The sequence below is a fragment of the Streptococcus sp. CL8.13 genome, from assembly GCF_049737895.1.
In genome coordinates this window covers 1-20719 of the sequence record NZ_JBKOTT010000002.1, presented here as the reverse complement: position 1 = coordinate 20719, position 20719 = coordinate 1, and the positions used below count along the sequence as shown (strand labels likewise).

Here is a 20719-nt window from a genome sequence, read left to right as displayed (position 1 = left end):
CCAAATCAACCTTGAGAATATCTTCGTTAACTACGGTCACATTATCAAAATCACGCAGGGTATCTGCCAAAATCGGTACCAAACGATGGTCAATTTCAAAGGCCATGACCTCTGCTGCACGCTCAGCCAGAAACTCGGTCAAGGCACCAATCCCTGGCCCGATTTCGATGACATTGACCTGGTCATCAATCTCAGCCGTATCCACGATTTTTTGTAGGATATTGGTATCCGTCAAGAAATTTTGCCCAAAGGACTTTTTAAAGGTAAAACCGTGACGCTCCAGCACTGCCTTGGTCACGCTGTAATCTGCAATTCTCATTTATTCTCTTTTCTATTATCTGTTACTACTATTGTAACACATTCCCCTTGTATTTTGGGGGTGAAAATCATACCAAAAAACTATCTTCTCTCATGAAGAAAGATAGTCTTGAAAATCTTTAAAGGTGGACTTAGCGGTTCTCTCGAAACATCCGTTCGAAAAAATCAGCTTCTTTATAACTTCGATTTTCAGGTAGGGTCAAATCTACATCCTCCTCCACGTCGTCCACTGTCAGTTCAACCGTTTGAGGTAAATTTTTCAAACGATAATGCTTTTGCCTTTGCCCTTCAATACTAGCAAAATCAAGCAAATAGCCATTCACTCGGATTTGAACCAAAAGGAGATGATTGGTCATATTTTCCATGATGAGAATATCTTCTAAACCACCTCTGGCACTAGGATAATCAGATACCCTGCGAATACGGATTTTTTCACACATGAGCAAGCTCCCTCATATCAATGATTTCATCGGCCTTATTCCAGACTAGGGGATTATGGGTCGCAATGATGATAATTCGATTTTCATCTTTCAAGCCCACCAAGAGATTCATAACCTCCTCTGAATTTTCAGGATCAAGAGCTGCTGTTGGTTCATCTGCCAAAATCAAGGGTGGATTTTTCAAAATAGTCTTCGCAAGGGCAACTCGTTGAGCCTCTCCCCCAGATAAAGTATAAATTTTTTGTTCTAGATCCAAATACCCTAGATTAACCTTTTCTAAAGCCTCCACTTGCCTTTCCAAACGTTCTACTTTTGAAATTTTTTGACCAACAAAGCCCAAATCCAAATTCTCTTTGATTGATTGGTTTTCTAAGAGTCCAAAATTTTGAAAGAGATAGCCCATCTGGTCTCGAAAATACTCACGAGTGGGAATGGTTTTTAAATCTTTCCCCTGATAGAGAACCCTTCCACCATCTATCTTTTCTAGCTTTCCTAAGATATTAAGCAAAGTCGTCTTTCCGCTTCCACTCTTTCCGATTAAGGCATAAACCTTGCCCTTCTCCAACTTGAGATTTAAACCAGAGAAAATCGCGCGGTCATTAAACTTCTTTTCCAATTCTTGAATATCAATCATCTTATTTTCCTTTCAATACTGCCATGCTACCAGCTTCTTCCTTTTTATCCTGCCTTACTAAAATCAAGAGGGCGTTAAGAGTAAATAAAGCTACAACTAGAGCGCTAATCAAGCTATCTCCTGTCAAAACACTAGATAGGATTAGCCCAAGTAAGAGAACTCCTCCTTGCGCCAGTAAGTACTTGCCATGAAGCTCATAGATTGTCATACCAGAAAGACGTTTAATCATGATCTCCCGTCTAAACTGCTCAAAATAGAGAAGATTCATGGAATCAAATAACAAGATAGCCGTAGATAGAGTCAAAATAGTCCCAATAAGGAGAGAGTAGAACTCCATCCGTTTGTCATTTAGTACCTTGGCAAAAAATAGCTGGCTTTTTACCAAATAAGAGACCTTGTGATACAGACCTTGCTCTTTTAGAGCTGTGATGCTGTCTTGATATTGATCTAATTTCAAGGCACTATTAGCCGTAGTTCCCCATAACATCCCTGCAACAGGTCTTGTTCCAGTCGCTTGCGGCGTTAAAACTACAATAATCGGATCTTTTAGGTACTGGCGTGTCGTCTTGTACCCATCGTTATAGAGGAAGCGTTCCTGTCCTGTTTCTGTAAAAGCTAGCGTTACCTGTGGGAGGTAGTGTTTCTGACTCGTCACTTCTACACTTTCAGATGAAAAGTTTTGCAGGTAATCTGTAAATAATCCTTGATAGTAGGCAGACTGCTCTCGCAAGCTCTCAGGCAAGATCAGCCCAAACTCTCCCTCAGACAAGTTTTGCATCTTATCCATAAACTCTGAAGAAACGGTAATCTTTTCTTCTATCAGATAGCGCGGTGAGACATAGATGACATTCCCTGACGGTGTGTAGTCATTGAGACGATTGCCATCTAGGTCCACTTCTGCTCCATCTGAGAAATTGTCAACATTGCTCATAATATAAAAAGAGTCTGTATTGGCTAACCGTTCTTCAGTAAATGTCTGCCACTCACGATTATCCTTACGCATTCCTTCTTCATCGGCAAATGCACTAGACCAACCAAAGGATAGACGGTAACGGTCTGAGGACTGGCTCCATTTATCGCTAGCTCTCTCCATTTCCTGCATTTCACGGTAGTGGGGTAGGAGAGCAGTCGCACTCGAGCCGACCACCAGCACGGCCAAGAGTTGCCCCACCATCATCAATGTCATCATACGTTTGAGAGGGAGTTTCCCTTTCAATAGATCCACCAGACTATTTTCTTGTAAACCAAGTAGATACACGATACTTAATAAGGTAGAAATCCCTACCAAGGCCAATCCATAAAGCAAAAGACCAATGATGACCAGTTGTACCGTTGCCATAAACAAGGCACCTTGATACCAGAGAATCCCCAATCCCAAAAGACTGGATACCAGCACTGAGCAGATAAGCTGTCTCACATCTTCTAACACTGGTCTGAGAGCCACCCCAAACAAGCTCTCACCAGCTATTAAGCGAATCCCTGCTTGACGAAGGGACTTGATCCGATAAATCAGGGTCAGACTCATAAAGGTCAGCAGAAAAATAGCTAGACTCAGTAGCCCCATAGGGGTGGCCGCCAATAATAAGACTATCGAAAATGGATCTTCTCCATTCGAAACAAAGCCTTGATAACCAAGTTCTTTCAAGGTGGTCTGTAAACTCACTCCATCCAAACTTCCTGACACAATCAAGTAAGACCCTAATAAATCACTCGTTTCTGAACTCTCCTTGGAGGAAATGGTCAGACCTTCTGGAAGCTCTCCCTCACCATAAGTGGCATAGATAAAGCGTGTTTCTCCAGCTTCATTTGGCTCAACAATCCGACGGGCGATGAGACTATTATGCTCTACCGCCAAGTGACTCAAAGCCTCTGTCACCTCTTCGCGACTAGCTACTGGTTGATTTATCACCATTCCTGTCACATCAACAGAAGGATAGTTACCAAATAAAATCTCTTCTCGATGGTCAACGGAAGTTATCACCATATAAAGCGATACCAATACCATTGAAATCAAAATAAATAAACGTTTCATCATTTCCTCCAAAAAGTTACTTGGTCACTTAGTGAGAAGGTGACCAAGTAAAGCTAAACAATAGGGCTATACCATTCTAAACATTATAGTAGAATGCAACTTTCTCTCCCCAAGAAGTACGAATCCATGCACGAGAAGTCCCTCCAGCACCAGCATATCCCTTATCAGATGAACCAGTTTTTCTACTAACAACTGTTGAGCTATGATATTCTGAAGAGTGATAGTAGTTTGAGTAAGCACCTCCGTCACCTGAACCATACGTCCAGACACCACCATCTGGATACTTAACCGCGGCCGATACTACTGCTACACTTCCACCTAATGTTGCTGCAATGCTCGCTACAAGGGCTAATTTTTTAACTGTTTGTTTCATATTGATACTCCTCTATTTTTTATTTTATCATAAATATTTATTATATATTGTCCATTTTCTATTCAAGTAAAACTAAGTCATGGATCATAGACCTTTTCAAAGCAACACCTCATGGTATCCTCTCCTTATTTTTCTAATTTAGTCTATCAAGTTGTATTTATTATATGTTATGAATAAATTTTTTGAGACTAAGTAGACATAACTAAATTTTATTTAAACCACCAAGTAACTAAATAAAATAAACTAAAAAAGTTCATACTGTAATCTCCTTTCACATTTTTATTAATTATAAATTATTCTTAAATAAACTCAAAGGACATCAATGTCCTTAAAATAGAACCATTTCGTGTCATTTTTAGCTTATATATAAAAAAAACAGTCCTAAAGACGAACTTTAGAACCATTTCAATACTAGAACAAGGACATTTTTGTCACTGATTCACTATGTTTATAAATATTTTTTTAAATCTTCTTGCCATTGTTTCTCCAACATAGTAACTAAATAAGAATTTTCTATTATATCAGCAAATAGCTTCGATTTCTGATAGAACTGTTCGGCAGAAACATAATCATTGTTTATTATTAGAGATAATTTCCACTCCAACATTAATATAATTGGTTTCTTCTGAAAATCTTGTGTTTTTTCCATTATATGATTAAGGCTAAAGATATAAGCTCCGAGTGAATCATAAGACGACAGATTATCCAAACAGGCTAGACCCGAAAACAAAGTGTTACTTAAAGCAAACAGATATTCTGGTGCAATTAATTCTACATGATTTGTCAAACGAACTAAAAACGAATGAATTCTGTTAATTTCTTCAATCTGATTTTGACCTTGTTTTATCTTTGTAAGCACTATAGCAAAATATAAGTTGATAACTTCTAATTCATTTATCAAAAACAATTCCTTATCATAAATTGTTTTAAAATAATCGTCCAGTACGGTTTCCCCATATTCTGGTCGTCCGCTTCGAATAACATCTATCGTTGCTCTAGTAGCTTCAAACCATATTTTTTCCTCATTAGGAAGTTGCTCATAAAATAAATCCTCTATCTCTTCCAAACACGCTTCCTTCTTATCATACTCCTCTTCTTTACCATAGATTGGTTCACGTAAAATTTGGTATTTCAATTCTAAATAAGCAGGAGGAAGAGCTGAAAAATCCGGCATAAGGCTATAAGCGGGAACTCCTAGCCGGCGAGCAATATAGTCTAACTTGGGCAAACTCGGTTGCGAAGCTCCACTTTCAATTCGCGACAGTTGACGAACTGTCAGTTCTTGCTCATCTCCACAAAAATCTGGACGACTAATTCCTTTTTCTATCCGAATCTCTTTAATTTTTTGACCAATTAACATCAGACGTCTCCTCTTCTACCTGCTTCGAAAAATACTGTGAAACTTAAAAAATTGTAACGGCTACATCTTCCCTACTCATAAGATTTCATAGCTTCTTCCACTTCTGCCAAGGTGATCCCAAACAACTCTAGGCGTTTGAGGAGTTGCTTGCCGTTGGAATAGCCGATTCGGAGAGCCTCTCCTAGATATTCTCTACGCTTACGGCTGTCTGCTCCCGCTAGAAAACCAAGACGAATCAAGTCACTACGATTAATGTCAAACTCATTCTCGTTTTCAAATTGCTCTGTCACCTGAGCCAGCGCTGTTTTCAAATCCTCATAGCTGGCATGCTCAATTCCCAGAGAACGTCCCTTGGTCTTTGATTTAGGAACAGCTTCATCTCGTTTGAGGAAGGCATGCTGAACTGTTGGAATGGCCGTCATGATCATGCGCCGAATCCGCTCCCCATTAAAATCTGGGTCTGTAAAGACAATGACTCCATGACGTTGGTGCAAGCGCTGAATCCGCTCTATATCCTGATCATTGATGGCAGAACCTCGGGTCTCATAGGTCTCTACATCGAAGTAACGTTTGAGATTGGCCGTATCATCGCGCCCTTCGACCACGATAACTTGAGAAATTTTTTCTTTCATTATTTGCTATCCAATCCAAAAATTCGCTCCGCATTTGCAGTTGTTACCGCCGCTAGCTCTTCTGCCGTCATGCCACGCAAGTCAGCGATAAAGTCCACTACATAGCGAGTGTAGGCTGTTTTATTTTCACGACCACGTTTAGGAACAGGAGCCAAGTAGGGAGCATCCGTTTCCACCAAAATCTTGTCCAAAGGTAACTCTTTAGCTGCTTCTTGGATGTCAGTTGCTTTCTTAAAAGTCACCACTCCTGAGAAGGAAATAGTCATGCCAAGCGCGACAAACTTCTCTGCCCACTCAAGCGTCCCTGAAAATGAGTGCATAATCCCACCACGAGGACCAACGCCCTCGCTCTTGATAATCTCATAGGTGTCTTCCAGCGCATCACGGGTATGGACAACAAAAGGCAAATCCAAGTCCTTAGATAGCTGAATTTGACGGCGAAAAACCTGCTCCTGCACCTCTTTTGGCGCTGTCATCCAATGGTAGTCCAAACCAATCTCACCCAAGGCAACTACCTTTGGGTGCTTGAGCTTGTCAAGCAAGTAGGCTTCAATCTCCTCTGTGTAAGTCCCCGCTTCTGTCGGATGCCAACCAATAGTCGCGTAGAGTTGGTCGTACTCATCCACCAACTCCAAAGCACGCTCAATCGTCGGTTTATCAAAACCAACAATATTCATCTGTGTCACACCCATCTCAGCAGCCAAGGTAATTTCTTCTGCCTCACGACCTGCAAATTCTTCTACATTCAAGTGTGTATGTGTATCAAAAATCATCTCTTCTAACCTCGTTTTCTATCTACTATTATAGCAAAAAAACTGACCTCTCTCCTCATCTGTACAAAATATTCTAAAATCCATCGTCCTCTCTTGACGCTATTTTCCCAAAGCAGTATAATAGCACTTATTGAAATTTTCAGAAAAGGAAAATACCATGTTTACAAAATTAAAACAGACTTTTATCGGTCGTCCTCTTAAATCCTTAACAGAAGGCGAGGGAGGTCTGCTGGGAAAAATGCAGGCCTTGGCCATGTTGTCAAGCGACGCTCTATCTTCCATTGCCTATGGACCTGAGCAAGTAGTCCTCGTCTTGGCTAGTCTCTCTCCTCTTGCGATATGGTGGAGCCTTCCTATCGGCCTCTTTGTCCTCCTGCTCCTATCTAGCCTGACCGTCTCCTACCGTCAAATCATCCATGCCTACCCTCAAGGGGGAGGGGCCTATATGGTTACTCGAGAAAATCTATCTCCCGAACTTGGCTTAATCGCTGGAGGTAGTCTTCTAGTTGACTACATGCTGACCGTAGCGGTATCTGTTGCATCTGGAGCCGATGCTATCACAGCAGCTCTCCCTGCTCTACACCCTTACAACCTCCACATTTCCATTTTTCTAGTTTGCTTGCTTATGCTCTTGAATTTACGGGGCTTAAAAGAATCTGCCAGTTCACTGATGATTCCTGTCTATCTCTTTATCATCAGTACTGTCTTTCTCTTGCTCTACGGAATCTTTCAACTAATGACAGGGTCTCTCAGCTATCAGGCAACTTCACCTATTGGGCATGCTGTTCCGAGCCTGTCTATAGTTCTCATTCTAAGAGCCTTTACCAGCGGCTCTGCCTCTCTGACAGGAGTTGAAGCTATTTCAAATGCCGTTCCCTTTTTCAAGGGTCCAAAAGAAAAGAATGCCGCTCAAACCTTGACCATTATGTCACTGATTTTAGGTTTTCTTTTTGCTGGTATCACCTTCCTAAACTACTGGATGGGGATTATGCCTCAACACGGAGAAACTATTCTTTCACAGATGGCTCAAGGCATCCTTGGCACTTCCTTCTTAGGCCACCTTGGGTATTATATCTTCCAATTCTCCACAGCCTTGATTTTGGCCGTAGCTGCAAATACTGGCTTTTCGGCTTTCCCTATGCTGGCTTACAATATGGCTAAAAACAAATACATGCCCCATCTCTTTATGGAAAAAGGAGACCGCCTAGGCTACTCCAATGGAATTTTAACTCTGGCTTTTGGGGCTATGATTCTTCTTCTCATTTTTAATGGCAATACCGAACGTTTGATTCCTCTTTATACTATCGGGGTCTTCGTTCCCTTCGCCCTATCTCAGACTGGGATGATTCGTCATTGGAAAAAAGAAAATGGGGCAAATTTCTTAAAACCTGCCCTTGCCAATATCCTTGGAGCTATCATTTGCTACGCGATTGTACTAATCTTGCTCTTTTTCCGTCTCAGTGATATCTGGCCCTTCTTCCCGATTATTCTCGTACTCACCCTACTCTTCTTAGCAATTCACAGTCATTACCAAAAAGTAGCCCAACAACTGCGACTCTATGAAGGAATCGAAAAACGTACCTACGATGGCAATCTTGTCCTCGTCCTAGTAGGAAATGTTACCAGAGTCAGCGTCGGAGCCATTAACTATGCCCAAAGTATCGGTGACGAAGTCTTAGCCATGCACATTTCTACAAAGGAAACCGCAGAAAAAGACCAAGAAATTCTCCAAGAATTTGCCGATTACTTCCCAACCATTACTCTGAAAAATATCAAGACCAGCTACCGCGATATCATTACCCCTACTGTCAAGTATGTCAAACGAATTTCCGAGGAAGCTCAGAAAAAGAACTATACAGTCACTGTCCTCGTCCCCCAGTTTATCCCTAATAAACCTTGGCAAAATATCCTGCACAATCAGATGAGTCTTAAACTCAAATACGCCCTTCGTTGGCACCAAGACGTCGTTGTCGCTAGCTACTCTTATCACTTAAAAGAATAAAGAAAAGGCCCTACCAGAAGCAAGAAGCGTCTGGCAAGGCCTTTTTCTGAATCCAGTTACTATGCGTAACTGAAAAGTATGACTAGGAATATTATTGAATGTGGTTAGCTAAATCTTCCTGAGCTTTTTTATTTGACTCAGCTTTTTCTTTTAGCCATTTTTCATAGAGTTCTTGGTACTGTTTAGCGGTTACTGGCTCTTTTTGCAATTCAACATATTTGTAGTTGTCCGCATTTCCCTTATGACCAACAAATGAGAATGGTCCTGTAAACGGTACAGTCTTACGGAAGATTGGGTTAGCTCCACCACTTTGAACTGGTAGGAAGAGGGCGCTATCTGTCAACCAAGCTTGGGCTTCAGCATATTTTTCATAGCGGGCTTGAGTATCTGTGATTTCTGCGTCTGCCTGATCCAAGAGTTTCTTGTAGTCAGCAAGACCAATCTTGTCCTTAACTTCCTTGTCTTTTCCTTCAGACAAGCCCATGTTTTTCAACTGAGAACCTGTATCTGGATCAAGGATATCTAGGTAAGTCTTAGGATCTGAGTAATCTCCACCCCATCCTGAAATGTCAATATCGTAGTCTTTTTGCTCTGCTGTATCTGCAAAGTAGGTTGCTTGGTCTTTTTCATCTGGAGATAGTTGGATAACATCGATGACCACATTCTCCTTGCCAAGGGTTTCTTCTACTGTTTGCTTGAAAGAACCAGCCTGTTGCACATCTAACTTAGCAGTCTGGTCAACTGGCATATCCAAATGAATTGGGAAAGTTACTCCCTGAGCTTGCAGACTTTCTTTGGCCTTCGCAAACTTCTCTTTGGCCTTTTCAGGATTCAAGAAGGCTTGCTTACCATCGTTTAGGTTGATATTTGCCCAATCTTTACCGTAGTTGACAATTTTCTCATTGACAATGTCACCGAAGTTCTTATCACCAACTTGAACAAAGTTACTTGGTGTAATCGTATTACGCAAGATACGGTCTGCTCCATCTTCACCATTTGTCTGCGCTGCATAGGCATGACGGTCAAAGGCAAAGTTGATAGCCTGACGGAAATCTTTATTTTGCATAGCTGCGCGTGAATCCGTCTTTTCCTTATCAGACTGTTTCATAGTCTGCTTGTAGCTTTGACGATTTACGTTGAAAAGATAGTAGAAAGTAACTGAGTTTTGTGGTGTATAAGTAATCTTGTCCTCATTTCCCTTTTTGAGTTCAGCAAAGACTGAACTTGTTGGGAAAATACGGCCGTCTGTATAGTTACCATCCAAGAAACCTCTAGCAATGCTGTCTTGGTCAGATCCGTCAAAGAAAGAGAGTTTCACTTTCTCGATTTTAACATTGTCCTTATCCCAGTAATTAGGGTTTTTATCAAATTCAATCAAAGATTTTGATGTGAAAGATTTAAACAAGTAAGGACCATTTGACAAGATACTTGATGGTGTCACACTTCCAAAGTCATCTCCCTTAGACTTCAAGAAGGCTTCATTTATAGGATTAAGGATACTTGCTGTTGTTTTAGAGTTCCAATAAGTTTCAGGTTGGATGAGGGTGTATTGTAGTGTGTAATCATCCACTGCCTTCACACCAACAGTTCCAAAATCAGATGATTTCCCTTCAACATAGTCTGCTAGACCCTTGATAGAGTCTTGTACCAAGTACAAGTTTTCAGCTTTTTTATCAGCCGCATACTTGAGACCAGTCACAAAGTCATGAGCCGTTACATCCGCATACTCTTCTCCTTCAGAAGTATACCATTTAGCTCCCTGACGGATTTTATAAGTGTAAGTCAAGCCATCTTTTGACACCGTCCATGACTCAGCCATAGAGGGGATGAGATTGCCATACTGGTCATTTTCCAACAACCCATCAATCAAGTTGGTTGTGATACTAGATGTAGAGTCTCGGGTAGAAGTAATATAATCCAAGGTATCTGGGTTATTGACAAAGATATAAGAGTAAGTCTTGTCTGCATTACTTGATTGAGATGATCCACACGCTGCTAAAGCTAGACCTGCTGTCAAAGCCATAGTTCCAAAAAGCATAACTTTTGATTTCTTCATGATTATTCTCCATTTTTACAGTATGTGAAATATTATACACTATTCAAGCGAAAATATAAAGATTTTTGTACTTTTTTACAAAAATAAAAATCAGTAGACTCGAGTTCCTACTGATTTTTGATATAGTTCGTTTGGATTATGCAGCCAAAACTTTGCGTCCTTTACGACGACGAGCTGCCAATACGCGACGACCGTTTTTAGTTGACATACGGTTACGGAATCCGTGTTTGCGCGCACGACGAAGTTTACTTGGTTGATAAGTACGTTTCACGATGAATACCTCCTCATAGATTTTGTATTCGTTTAGCCGGCTATAAAGTGATCAGTTACTAAACATACTTTACTATTCTATCTGATTCTTTCACTTTTGTCAATAGCTCTAGGCAAATGTTTCCTGCTTTTTAGCGCTTTTTCTAATGTAAGCCCTATCTACGATACTGTTTCAAGAAACGAGTCATCTTTTCTTGGATTTGGGCTAGTTCATCAACACGCGGAAGATAAACGATACGGAAGTGGTCTGGTTCCTGCCAGTTGAAGCCTCGACCATGAACCAAGAGAACCTTTTCCTGTTTCAAGAAATTAAGAACAAACTGTTCATCATCATCGATACGGTACATATTGCGGTCGATTTTAGGGAAGATATAGAGTCCAGCCTTGGGTTTAACGGCAGACAAACCTGGAATATCTTGAATGGCATTGTAGATGAAGTTTCTTTGCTCGTAAATTCGTCCACCTGGAAGAAGCAATTCATCGACTGATTGGTGACCACCCAAGGAAGTTTGTACGACTTGTTGGGCCAAAACATTAGAGCAAAGGCGCATATTGGACAACATATTGAGACCTTCGATATAGCCTTTAACATGTGTCTTAGGACCAGACAAGACCATCCAACCTACACGGAAACCTGCAATACGGTGCGATTTTGACAGACCATTCATGCTAACACAGAAGACATCTGGTGCCAAGCTCGCCACAGGCGTATGCACATGCCCATCCATTACCATGCGGTCGTAGATTTCATCCGCAAAGATGATCAAATCATTTTGACGGGCAATCTCAATAATCTCCAGCAAGAGTTCCTTAGGATAAAGTGCCCCAGTTGGGTTGTTTGGATTGATAAGGACGATTGCCTTGGTATTGGAAGTGATTTTTGACTTGATATCGTCAATATCTGGGTACCATTCTGCAGCTTCATCACAAATATAATGAACGGCATTTCCTCCAGCTAGGCTGACAGCAGCTGTCCATAGAGGATAGTCTGGCATAGGCACCAAGACCTCATCTCCGTTATCCAAAAGCCCCTGCATAGACATGACAATCAACTCACTGACACCATTTCCAAGGTAGATATCATCAATATCTACATTTGGGAATTTCTTCAATTGACAATACTGCATGATGGCCTTACGGGCTGAGAAAATCCCTTTGGAGTCAGAATATCCCTCACTATCACGCGCATTCATAATCAAGTCATGAATGACCTCATCTGGGGCTGTAAAGCCAAATTCTGCTGGATTTCCTGTATTCAGACGTAAAATCTTTTCTCCGTTTGCTCGCATCCGCATGGCTTCTTCCAAAACAGGACCACGGATATCATAAGCAACATGCTCTAACTTACTAGACTTGTTATATTCTTTCATCTTGTTTCCTCAATTCGTCAGGATAGTAACATTATACCACTAGAAAGAAAATGCGACAAGTTTACTGAAATGTGTTACTAGTTTCGTATAGAAGAAAAGCCTCGCTAAAAGCGAGGTCAAGACAGGGGAGATAACAGGTATTTTGCGAAAGTCACATCACATACCAAAAGATAAACCTAGAAAAAGCAAGCCTAAAAAGGAGTCATAAAGAAGATTGAACATGAGGAAAAGCCCCCATATCATCAAGCAATCCCAACGCCCACTTCGTTTAGCGACTAGGAACAATAACAGATGGTAGAGTACATGAAAGACTAAAAATCCGATAAAACCTGGATAAAGAAGCGGTACCAGACTCTCTAATTGCCAGATCATGATAACTTCTACCAAGACTGACACTAGGATAATTCCATAATAAAGGAAATTTGATTTTTTTGATTCTTGAAAAGAGTGCTTCATCATTCTCCCTCCCTTCACTTCTTTCCTGCTATCCTTTCTTTTATTTTATCATATATTTATATAGATTTTAAGCGCTAACATTCTTTTGAAAAATACTTTTTTTACTTTACTTCTATAGTGAAAAGGTTTACAATTATAGTAAGAAAATTTCAGGAGGTTTCATTATGGCACAACGTTACCAAAATATTATGGTCGCAATCGATGGTTCTAAGGAAGCGGACTTGGCTTTTGTCAAGGGAGTTCATTCTGCTCTACGAAACGACGCTAAACTCACCATCGCACATGTCATTGACACACGCGCACTCCAAAGCGTATCCACCTTTGATGCTGAAGTTTACGAAGAACTCCAAGTCGACGCTGAAAGTCTGATGAAAGAGTACGAAAAACGTGCTAAAGATGCTGGTGTGGCAGATGTTCATATCGTCATTGAAATGGGAAATCCAAAGACCCTACTGGCACGTACTATTCCCGATGCTGAGGAAGTGGACCTCATCCTCGTTGGCGCAACTGGTCTCAACGCCTTTGAACGCCTCTTGGTCGGCTCTTCATCTGAATACATTCTCCGCCATGCTAAGGTCGATTTGCTGGTTGTGAGAGAACAAGAAAAAACCTTATAATCACAAAGAAAAGGAGCTCAGCGCTCCTTTTTGTTTACTATTTATACTCTTCGAAAATCAAATTCAAACCACGTCAACGTCGCCTTGCCGTACTCAAGTACAGCCTGCGGCTAGTTTCCTAATTTGCTCTTTGATTTTCATTGAGTATTATTTCTCTCTTTATGACGCTCATAAGCCTTGAGCTGGCGCTGCAGTTCCTTTTTAATAGCAGGTTCTGGAGCATATTTTTCTTCCCAATCATCTGGTTTTAAGATTTTATGGGTCACTGGATCAAAATGAGCCTTGCCATCTGGAAAAATTTTCCCCATATTGGCCTGATGAACAATATCAAAAATACGTTCTGGATCCACCCCCATCAAGACAAAACTACCGTAGGTAAAGTAAAGCGTGTCGATCAGGGCATCTACCTGACCTATCAAATCTTGCTGAGCAGGCGTCTTCTTAGCCACTTTATCGGCCGCCTTATCAAGAGCTTGATGAAGTTGCGATAGAGCTCGACCAAAGTCCTCTTCAGAAGGACTGGCAGCTCTAACAAATTCCACCAATTCTTCTATTTTAAAGCCAGCCCTGTGGGTTGCACCTTCTAAATCCCAAGCTCGTGGTTCTTCTTGGGTTCGTTCATCCATCATGTGGTGGAAGGTCTTGACCTTATTGAAATGATAGTCACGGCTGACAAAGACTTTTTCTGAAGCTAGAACACCAAAATGTTCCAGGGCCTTGTGGATTCCGTCTTGCTGATTACTAGTGGTAATGTGCTTAGCAACTTCCTTGACACTGCTACTACCATTTCCCATAGCGACCGACATACCAACACCTGCAAGCATTTCAAGGTCGTTATCTGAATCACCAAAGGCCATGACTTGGTTGAGATCAAAACCATATTCTTTCCCGACTCGGCGTATGCCTTCCAACTTAGAGTTTCCTTGATTGATAACATCCGCTGCAAAAGGATTGCTACGTGTCAATTTCAAGTCTTCAAAATCAGCTGCTGCCTTCTCAGATTCTTCTGGCGTCATCAGCATCAAAACTTGGTAGATAGGCTGATTCATCAGATCAAGCAGGTCTTCTTCCTTTTGGGGAACAACCTTGCTGACCATACGATTAAAGGAATGACTCACTGTCCGAGTTAAAACTGAGGGAACGAAGCGACTGATTCGTTGGGAAAAAGAACCCAGACCAAAAGACATGATTTTGGAACCCAACATGGCATCCTTGGTCCCTAGAGCAATCTCCTTGCCCTCTTTTTTAGCATAACTGATTAACTGGCGCAAATGTAACTTGGAAATTGGGCTCGTGAACAAGACTCTGTCTTTAGTAAAGATATACTGGCCATTGTAGGTTACCGCAAAGTCCAGATCCAAATCGTCCATCAATTCCTTAACAAAAAAAGGTCCTCGTCCTGTCGCTACACCGACAAGCACCCCTTGTTCTTTGACAATCTTAATCGCGTCCTTAGTGGATTTCAAAACACTCTTGTGATCGTTGACCAAGGTTCCATCGATATCAAAAAAAACAGCTTTGACTTCCATCCTATCCCAATCTCCCCTTTTGTGATACAATGATTATACCACATTTCAGAAAGAGTGAGTAAATCATGCCTAAGAAAATCCTTGTTTTACATACGGGCGGAACTATTTCCATGCAGGCCGATGCTTCTGGCGCTGTTGTGACGAGTTCAGATAATCCCATGAACCATGTGTCCAATCCTCTTGAGGGAATCCAAGTTCACGCCTTGGACTTTTTTAACCTGCCAAGCCCCCATATCAAGCCCAAGCATATGCTGGCCCTCTACCAAAAAATCAAAGAGGAAGCAGATAACTACGATGGGGTGGTGATTACACACGGGACCGATACATTAGAGGAAACCGCCTATTTCCTTGATACCATGGAAGTTCCCCATATGCCGATCGTTCTAACAGGTGCCATGCGTAGCTCCAACGAACTCGGCAGTGATGGTGTTTATAACTATCTGAGTGCTTTGCGGGTGGCTAGTGATGACAAGGCTGCTGACAAAGGGGTTTTGGTTGTTATGAACGATGAAATCCATGCTGCCAAGTATGTTACAAAAACGCATACGACCAATGTCAGTACTTTCCAAACTCCTACTCACGGCCCCCTTGGTCTCATCATGAAACAGGAAATCCTCTACTTCAAAACAGCTGAACCTCGTGTTCGCTTTGACCTTGATCACATACAGGGCTTGGTACCTATCATCTCTGCATATGCCGGTATGACAGATGAGCTGATTGATATGCTAGATTTGGAACAATTGGACGGTTTGATTATCCAAGCCTTCGGAGCGGGTAATATTCCAAAAGAAACGGCTCAAAAATTAGAAATCCTTCTGCAAAAAGGAATCCCAGTCGCCCTGGTTTCACGATGCTTTAACGGTATTGCCGAGCCTGTTTATGCCTACCAAGGTGGGGGCGTGCAGTTGCAAAAAGCAGGTGTCTTCTTTGTTAAAGAACTCAACGCCCAAAAAGCTCGCTTGAAACTCCTCATTGCTCTCAATGCCGGACTAACAGGACAGGATTTGAAAGACTATATGGAAGGCTAATTCCCTTCTCTAGAAAGCAAAATCAGGAAATCTTCATGATTCCCTGATTTTTTCTATTTACGTTTTCGTGTTGAACGACGTTCTGTCAAACCATGAGGTAAGAGGACTTCACGTTCTTCCAACTCTTCTTTGTGCATAATCTTAGTCAACATACGCATACTAATGGCACCAAGGTCATAAAGAGGTTGGGCAATAGTTGTCAAGTTTGGACGGGTAAAGCGAGAGACTTGTGAATCATCACTAGTAATGATTTCAAACTCTTCTGGCACAGACACACCGTGATCAGCCAAACCATTCAAGACACCTGCTGCCAACTCGTCACCTGTTACAACTGCTGCAGTTGCGTTTGATGAAATCAAGCGTTCTGCCAAGGCATAGCCATCTTCATAAGTGTATTTAGATTCAAATACCAATCCTTCGCTATAAGAAATACCTGCTTTTTTCAAGGCCTCCTTGTAGCCAACCAAACGAACCTTACCATTGATGTCATCCACTAGTGGACCGCTAACAAAAGCGATGCGCTCATTTTCTTTAGCAAGGTAGGTTACTGCATCAATCGTTGCTTGTTTATAGTCAATATTGACACTTGGAAGCTGATGTTCTACATCCACAGTTCCTGCAAGAACAACTGGTGTTCGAGAACGAGAAAACTCTGAACGAATTTTTTCAGTCAAGTGGTACCCCATAAAGATGATACCATCCACTTGCTTAGAAAACAGGGTATTGACAACTGAAACTTCCTTGTCATCATCCTCATCACTATTAGCAAGGACGATATTGTACTTGTACATTTCAGCGATATCATCAATCCCTTTAGCAAGCGTTGAGAAATAACCATTAGTGATATTTGGGATCACGACACCAACAGTGGTTGTCTTTTTACTTGCAAGACCACGCGCCACTGCATTTGGACGGTAATCCAAACGATCAATCACCTCGAGTACTTTTTTACGGGTGTTCTCTTTTACATTCTTATTGCCATTGACTACACGGCTAACCGTCGCCATTGAAACTCCTGCTTCACGGGCGACATCATAAATCGTTACTGTATCGTCTGTATTCATTCCATTTCCTTTCTATATCATACCTCACGAGACTCCAAAAAAGAGACGGTATGAAAATTTCGTTTTCATGATTCTACTTATTCCATTTTATCACTATTTGTAAACACTTTCAAGCATTTTTTGAAGATTATTTGAAAAAAATTTCATAGAAAACTATGTTTATGAAGAAAAAATCACCTTTTCTTGATTTTTAATCCTATTTACTGTATGATAAGGGAAAAGAAAGGGGGAAGAAATATGGCTTTTACCAATACCCACATGCGGTCAGCTAGTTTTGGCATTGTTACCAGCTTGCCTGATGATGTTATTGACTCTTTTTGGTATATCATCGACCACTTCTTAAAAAATGTCTTTGAATTGGAGGAGGAACTCGAGTTTCAATTGCTCAATAACCAAGGAAAAATTACCTTCCACTTTTCAAGTCAACACCTCCCTACAGCCATTGATTTTGACTTTAACCATCCTTTCGACCCTCTTTATCCCCCGAAAGTACTGGTTTTAGATATGGACGGTAGAGAAACTATCCTCCTCCCAGAAGAAAATGACCTATTTTAAAAACTCTAGCCTTCAGTTACAAGCGACTGAAAACTAGAGTTTTTTCTATTGTTTCAAAGCATTATACAAGTTGCGGATCGGTTGCTTTAATGTCGGATGGATAAAATGAGGCGCAATTTCCTGTAAGGACTCAAGAACAAAAAGGCGTTCCGCTATGTAAGGATGAGGCAAGATGAGGTCGTCTGTATAAAGAATCTGATCCTCCACAAAGAGCAAGTCCAAATCAATCAAACGAGGCCCCCAATGTACTTCTCTCACCCGTCCCATCTCTGACTCAATGGCTAACAAGGTCTCTAATAGAACTGGGGCAGGCAACCAGGTTTCAACCTCAACCACTTGATTAGCAAAGCTATCCTGCTCAACACCACCCCAAGGCTCCGTCGTCAATACACTGGACTCTTTGAGAATATGGATACCTCGATTTCGCATTTTCTCAATGGCTTGCTTCAAGTTTGCTTGTTTATCTCCCATATTGCTTCCTAGGGCGATAAAGGCTCGTTGCTTGCGGCGATGAATGGTTACTGAGCAAGTATCTAGTGGCAAATGCACTGGCGCCCAAGGTTTTTTCAGTTCCAGCTTCATTTCTTGGACAAGAGGATAAGCCTCAAAGGTACGTTCTACCAGTTTGTAGGCTACCGTTTCAATCAAGTCCTCAGTTGTTCCCTGAAACCAAGCCGTCCACTGCTGGCACAATTCTCCGTAATGGACAGAGGCTGTTAAATCCAAGTCTGTCGCCGCCTTGGTCATATCATAGGATAGGATTGCGGAAATAACAAACTTCTGCCCCAATTCTTTCTCACTAGGAAAAAGACCATGATAGGCAAAAATTTCCAAATCTTTAATCTGCAGTTGATCCATAATGATTCCTTTCTAGAAAAATCCGCTTCAAGCGGATTCTTTTTATACTCAATGAAAATCAAAGAGCAAACTAAGAAGCTAGCCGCAGGCTGCTCAAAACACTGTTTTGAGGTTGCAGATGGAAGCTGACGTGGTTTGAATTTGATTTTCGAAAAGTATTATAGTCCCATTAAACGATAAGCCTGATCTCGAAGATCCTTATCTGTTTCAAATAGACCACGAGCTACTGTCGTCAAGGTTGCAGTGCCTGGTTTTCTAACACCACGCATGCTCATACACATATGTTCCGCCTCAATAACAACAAAGGCTCCTTTAGCGCCTAGATAGTCCATCAAAGCATCGGCTACTTCGATATTCAATCGTTCTTGAATTTGTGGTTTTTTCGAATAAACTTCAACCGTACGGGCTAGCTTAGACAAACCTGCCACACGGCCATCTGGAATATAGGCAATATGCGCTCTACCATAAAATGGCAAGAAGTGGTGTTCACACATAGTATGGAAAAAAATATCCTTTTCTACCACCATATTATCGTCAATAATCTCAAAGGATTTGGACAAATGTTCCTCTGCTGTTTGACCAAGACCTGAAAAAATCTCTTGGTACATACGAGCGACACGAGCAGGTGTTTCCTGCAAGCCCTCGCGATTAACGTCCTCTCCTACAGCCTCGATAATCATTTTTACAGCTGCTTCAATCTTTTGTGTATCCATTCTCGTTTTTCCTCTCCATCAGATAGGCTCTCACTTGGCTCAAGAAATACAAGGAACCCGTGACAATCCTAACTGTTTTTTTCTCTTCTTTTTTATCTGTCAATTTCTGCTCTAGAAAATCCTGCCAACCTTGGTAGCTGAGATTTCTAGACTTAGCTGCCTCTTCCAGCACTTTTTCATCAGTCGCCCGACTATCGTCAAAATGTGTCAGAGTAAGCTCGGTATCTGGCATGGCCCCCAGCAAGTCCAACATATCCTCCAAGGCCTTGGTTTTGATACAAGTAAAGAGGATTTCCTTACGATAATCCGCAAAGCGTTCTTGCAAGGTTGCTAATAAAGCCTTAATAGCATGGGGATTATGGGCTCCATCCAAAATCATCAAGGGAGTTCTTGACACGACCTCCAAACGCCCTGGCCACCTTGTTTCTTCCATAGCTTGAGCAAGCAAGTAATTGCTTGCTAGCTCTCGACAATCTTCTTGACAAAAATTATCAAGTAAAGCTATGGCCATCCCAGCATTCTCTATCTGGTGCAAACCAAGCAGGCCAGTCTGGAAGCGACCTTGTCTGACAACACTTGTATAGTCAAAGACTTCGCCTGTAACCACACTCTTTTGATAGCTGACCTTATAATCTGCCCCGTAGGCAAATCTCGGCGCATCTTTCCCTTCCGCAATGCGGTCAATCACAGCCAAAGCTTCTGGAGCAATACGACCTGTCACCAAGGGAATACCTTGTTTGATAATACCAGCTTTCTGCTCCGCTATGGCTTCCAAGGTGTCACCAAGTAGGGCTACATGGTCCAATCCAATGGTCGTAATTCCTGTTAAAATTGGCTGGCAGATATTGGTACTATCCAAGAGTCCACCCATGCCGACTTCCATGATAGCCACATCTACTTGCTCTGTGGCAAAGTAGTCATAGGCCAGAGCTGTGATAATCTCAAACTCGGTTGTTCCTTGTAAAGCAAGGCCCCTCTCCCCCTCAAGCAAAGACTCATAGTTTGCCATGAGGGCTTCTAGTCTAGCTTCGGGAATGGATTCCCCATTGATGCTAATCTGGTCTGTATAATGAATGAGATAGGGCGAGCTGAACACACCAACTCTCAGGCCTAGCTTTTCCAGCATATTTTTCAAAAAAGCAATAGTCGAACCCTTGCCATTGGTCCCTCCGATATGGATAACCTTGAGTTTGAGATGGGGATTGCCACGCAAAGCTAACAGTTCCACCATTCGTTCCAAGCCAAAATGCGGTTGGTCCGTCCGATAGTTGACAATCCACTGATTGTTTTCAATTTCTTTCATCTTATTTATATTGTTTTAAATCTAAATTTTCCGCTTCATCAGCCAGACGAATAGCGGAGGCAATTTCAACTGCCATCCTGTGACTAGCTACGTCATGCACGCGCACCACTTCTACACCCTGTCTCGCAGCGATACTAGTTACATGAGCCGAAGCCGTATCTCGATTACGGAAACCAAGTTCTGTCTCAGGATTGACTTCAAAGCCATTTTCTTCAAGAATATTGATGACAAATCGCTTGCGCGACACTCCAAGAAAGACTGGATAGCCTTTCTGATGGAGTTTATCCAAGTCCCGTAAAAGGAGCAGATTTTCTTTCTTGGTCAGACCAAAGCCGA

22 protein-coding genes are annotated in these 20719 nt (G+C 41.7%); 4 read left to right on the top strand and 18 right to left on the bottom strand.

Annotation, left to right across the window (positions count from 1 at the left end):
• From ACLNCN_RS00215 to ACLNCN_RS00180, 8 genes are all read right to left on the bottom strand, one after another.
• A partial coding sequence (locus ACLNCN_RS00215; RefSeq protein ID WP_424844395.1) for a ribosomal RNA small subunit methyltransferase A occupies positions 1-319 on the bottom strand: 319 nt, incomplete at its 3' end.
• Between the two features lie 130 nt (positions 320-449).
• Positions 450-758: a hypothetical protein gene (locus tag ACLNCN_RS00210; protein ID WP_000333261.1), complete on the bottom strand. Its 309-nt coding sequence runs from the start codon at positions 756-758 to the stop codon at positions 450-452.
• Positions 751-1392 (bottom strand): ABC transporter ATP-binding protein, encoded by a 642-nt coding sequence (locus tag ACLNCN_RS00205; protein WP_125416600.1) that lies wholly within the window; start codon positions 1390-1392, stop codon positions 751-753. Before ACLNCN_RS00205 ends, ACLNCN_RS00210 begins: the two co-directional genes overlap by 8 nt.
• A gap of 1 nt (position 1393) precedes the next feature.
• Positions 1394-3424, bottom strand: coding sequence for a bacteriocin-associated integral membrane family protein (locus tag ACLNCN_RS00200; protein ID WP_000825283.1), 2031 nt, complete (start codon positions 3422-3424; stop codon positions 1394-1396).
• Between the two features lie 76 nt (positions 3425-3500).
• On the bottom strand, positions 3501-3797 hold the full coding sequence (locus ACLNCN_RS00195; protein ID WP_000815396.1) for a lactococcin 972 family bacteriocin: 297 nt from the start codon (positions 3795-3797) through the stop codon (positions 3501-3503).
• 448 nt (positions 3798-4245) lie between these two features.
• On the bottom strand, positions 4246-5157 hold the full coding sequence (locus tag ACLNCN_RS00190) for a helix-turn-helix domain-containing protein (RefSeq protein ID WP_000904842.1): 912 nt from the start codon (positions 5155-5157) through the stop codon (positions 4246-4248).
• Between the two features lie 71 nt (positions 5158-5228).
• Complete coding sequence (gene rnmV, locus ACLNCN_RS00185; RefSeq protein ID WP_125416598.1) at positions 5229-5789, bottom strand: ribonuclease M5; 561 nt, start codon at positions 5787-5789, stop codon at positions 5229-5231.
• A complete protein-coding gene (locus ACLNCN_RS00180; RefSeq protein ID WP_247953478.1) occupies positions 5789-6562 on the bottom strand; it encodes a TatD family hydrolase in 774 nt (257 codons plus the stop codon). Before ACLNCN_RS00180 ends, rnmV begins: the two co-directional genes overlap by 1 nt.
• A gap of 157 nt (positions 6563-6719) precedes the next feature.
• Here ACLNCN_RS00180 and ACLNCN_RS00175 point away from each other — a divergent pair, with 157 nt between their 5' ends.
• On the top strand, positions 6720-8564 hold the full coding sequence (locus ACLNCN_RS00175) for an APC family permease (protein ID WP_125416594.1): 1845 nt from the start codon (positions 6720-6722) through the stop codon (positions 8562-8564).
• A gap of 91 nt (positions 8565-8655) precedes the next feature.
• Here ACLNCN_RS00175 and ACLNCN_RS00170 read toward each other — a convergent pair whose 3' ends face one another.
• The 4 genes from ACLNCN_RS00170 to ACLNCN_RS00155 form a co-directional block, all read right to left on the bottom strand.
• Complete coding sequence (locus ACLNCN_RS00170; protein WP_424844394.1) at positions 8656-10620, bottom strand: peptide ABC transporter substrate-binding protein; 1965 nt, start codon at positions 10618-10620, stop codon at positions 8656-8658.
• Positions 10621-10756: 136 nt separating this feature from the next.
• Positions 10757-10891 (bottom strand): 50S ribosomal protein L34, encoded by a 135-nt coding sequence (gene rpmH, locus ACLNCN_RS00165; protein WP_000831905.1) that lies wholly within the window; start codon positions 10889-10891, stop codon positions 10757-10759.
• Positions 10892-11045: 154 nt separating this feature from the next.
• On the bottom strand, positions 11046-12260 hold the full coding sequence (locus ACLNCN_RS00160; protein ID WP_000666457.1) for a pyridoxal phosphate-dependent aminotransferase: 1215 nt from the start codon (positions 12258-12260) through the stop codon (positions 11046-11048).
• Between the two features lie 156 nt (positions 12261-12416).
• Positions 12417-12719 carry a hypothetical protein gene (locus ACLNCN_RS00155; RefSeq protein ID WP_185761586.1) on the bottom strand — a complete coding sequence of 101 codons (303 nt, stop codon included), beginning with the start codon at positions 12717-12719 and terminating at the stop codon, positions 12417-12419.
• 161 nt (positions 12720-12880) lie between these two features.
• On the opposite strand from ACLNCN_RS00155, the gene ACLNCN_RS00150 reads away from it, so the two are divergent.
• Complete coding sequence (locus tag ACLNCN_RS00150) at positions 12881-13333, top strand: universal stress protein (RefSeq protein WP_000079148.1); 453 nt, start codon at positions 12881-12883, stop codon at positions 13331-13333.
• Positions 13334-13470: 137 nt separating this feature from the next.
• On the opposite strand, the gene ACLNCN_RS00145 is transcribed toward ACLNCN_RS00150, so the two are convergent.
• The gene (locus ACLNCN_RS00145; RefSeq protein WP_049516517.1) at positions 13471-14862 is read right to left on the bottom strand and encodes a Cof-type HAD-IIB family hydrolase; all 1392 of its coding nucleotides are present in this window, start codon (positions 14860-14862) and stop codon (positions 13471-13473) included.
• Between the two features lie 65 nt (positions 14863-14927).
• Between ACLNCN_RS00145 and ACLNCN_RS00140 the strand changes: the two genes are divergently transcribed.
• The gene (locus ACLNCN_RS00140; RefSeq protein WP_261029398.1) at positions 14928-15890 is read left to right on the top strand and encodes an asparaginase; all 963 of its coding nucleotides are present in this window, start codon (positions 14928-14930) and stop codon (positions 15888-15890) included.
• Positions 15891-15943: 53 nt separating this feature from the next.
• Here the strand turns inward: ACLNCN_RS00140 and ccpA are convergent, their stop codons facing one another.
• The gene (ccpA, locus tag ACLNCN_RS00135) at positions 15944-16954 is read right to left on the bottom strand and encodes a catabolite control protein A (RefSeq protein ID WP_078352827.1); all 1011 of its coding nucleotides are present in this window, start codon (positions 16952-16954) and stop codon (positions 15944-15946) included.
• A gap of 237 nt (positions 16955-17191) precedes the next feature.
• On the opposite strand from ccpA, the gene ACLNCN_RS00130 reads away from it, so the two are divergent.
• Entirely contained in the window at positions 17192-17509 is a 318-nt protein-coding gene (locus ACLNCN_RS00130) for a DUF960 domain-containing protein (protein ID WP_049522427.1), read from the top strand.
• 45 nt (positions 17510-17554) lie between these two features.
• On the opposite strand, the gene folK is transcribed toward ACLNCN_RS00130, so the two are convergent.
• The 4 genes from folK to ACLNCN_RS00110 form a co-directional block, all read right to left on the bottom strand.
• Positions 17555-18367: a 2-amino-4-hydroxy-6-hydroxymethyldihydropteridine diphosphokinase gene (gene folK / locus ACLNCN_RS00125; RefSeq protein WP_424844393.1), complete on the bottom strand. Its 813-nt coding sequence runs from the start codon at positions 18365-18367 to the stop codon at positions 17555-17557.
• Between the two features lie 158 nt (positions 18368-18525).
• The gene (gene folE, locus ACLNCN_RS00120; protein WP_000380921.1) at positions 18526-19080 is read right to left on the bottom strand and encodes a GTP cyclohydrolase I FolE; all 555 of its coding nucleotides are present in this window, start codon (positions 19078-19080) and stop codon (positions 18526-18528) included.
• Positions 19061-20383 (bottom strand): bifunctional folylpolyglutamate synthase/dihydrofolate synthase, encoded by a 1323-nt coding sequence (locus ACLNCN_RS00115; RefSeq protein WP_023947035.1) that lies wholly within the window; start codon positions 20381-20383, stop codon positions 19061-19063. The genes folE and ACLNCN_RS00115 overlap by 20 nt, the downstream gene beginning before the upstream one ends.
• Position 20384: 1 nt before the next feature.
• The coding region (locus ACLNCN_RS00110) for a dihydropteroate synthase (RefSeq protein ID WP_424844392.1) at positions 20385-20719 on the bottom strand (335 nt) is incomplete at its 5' end.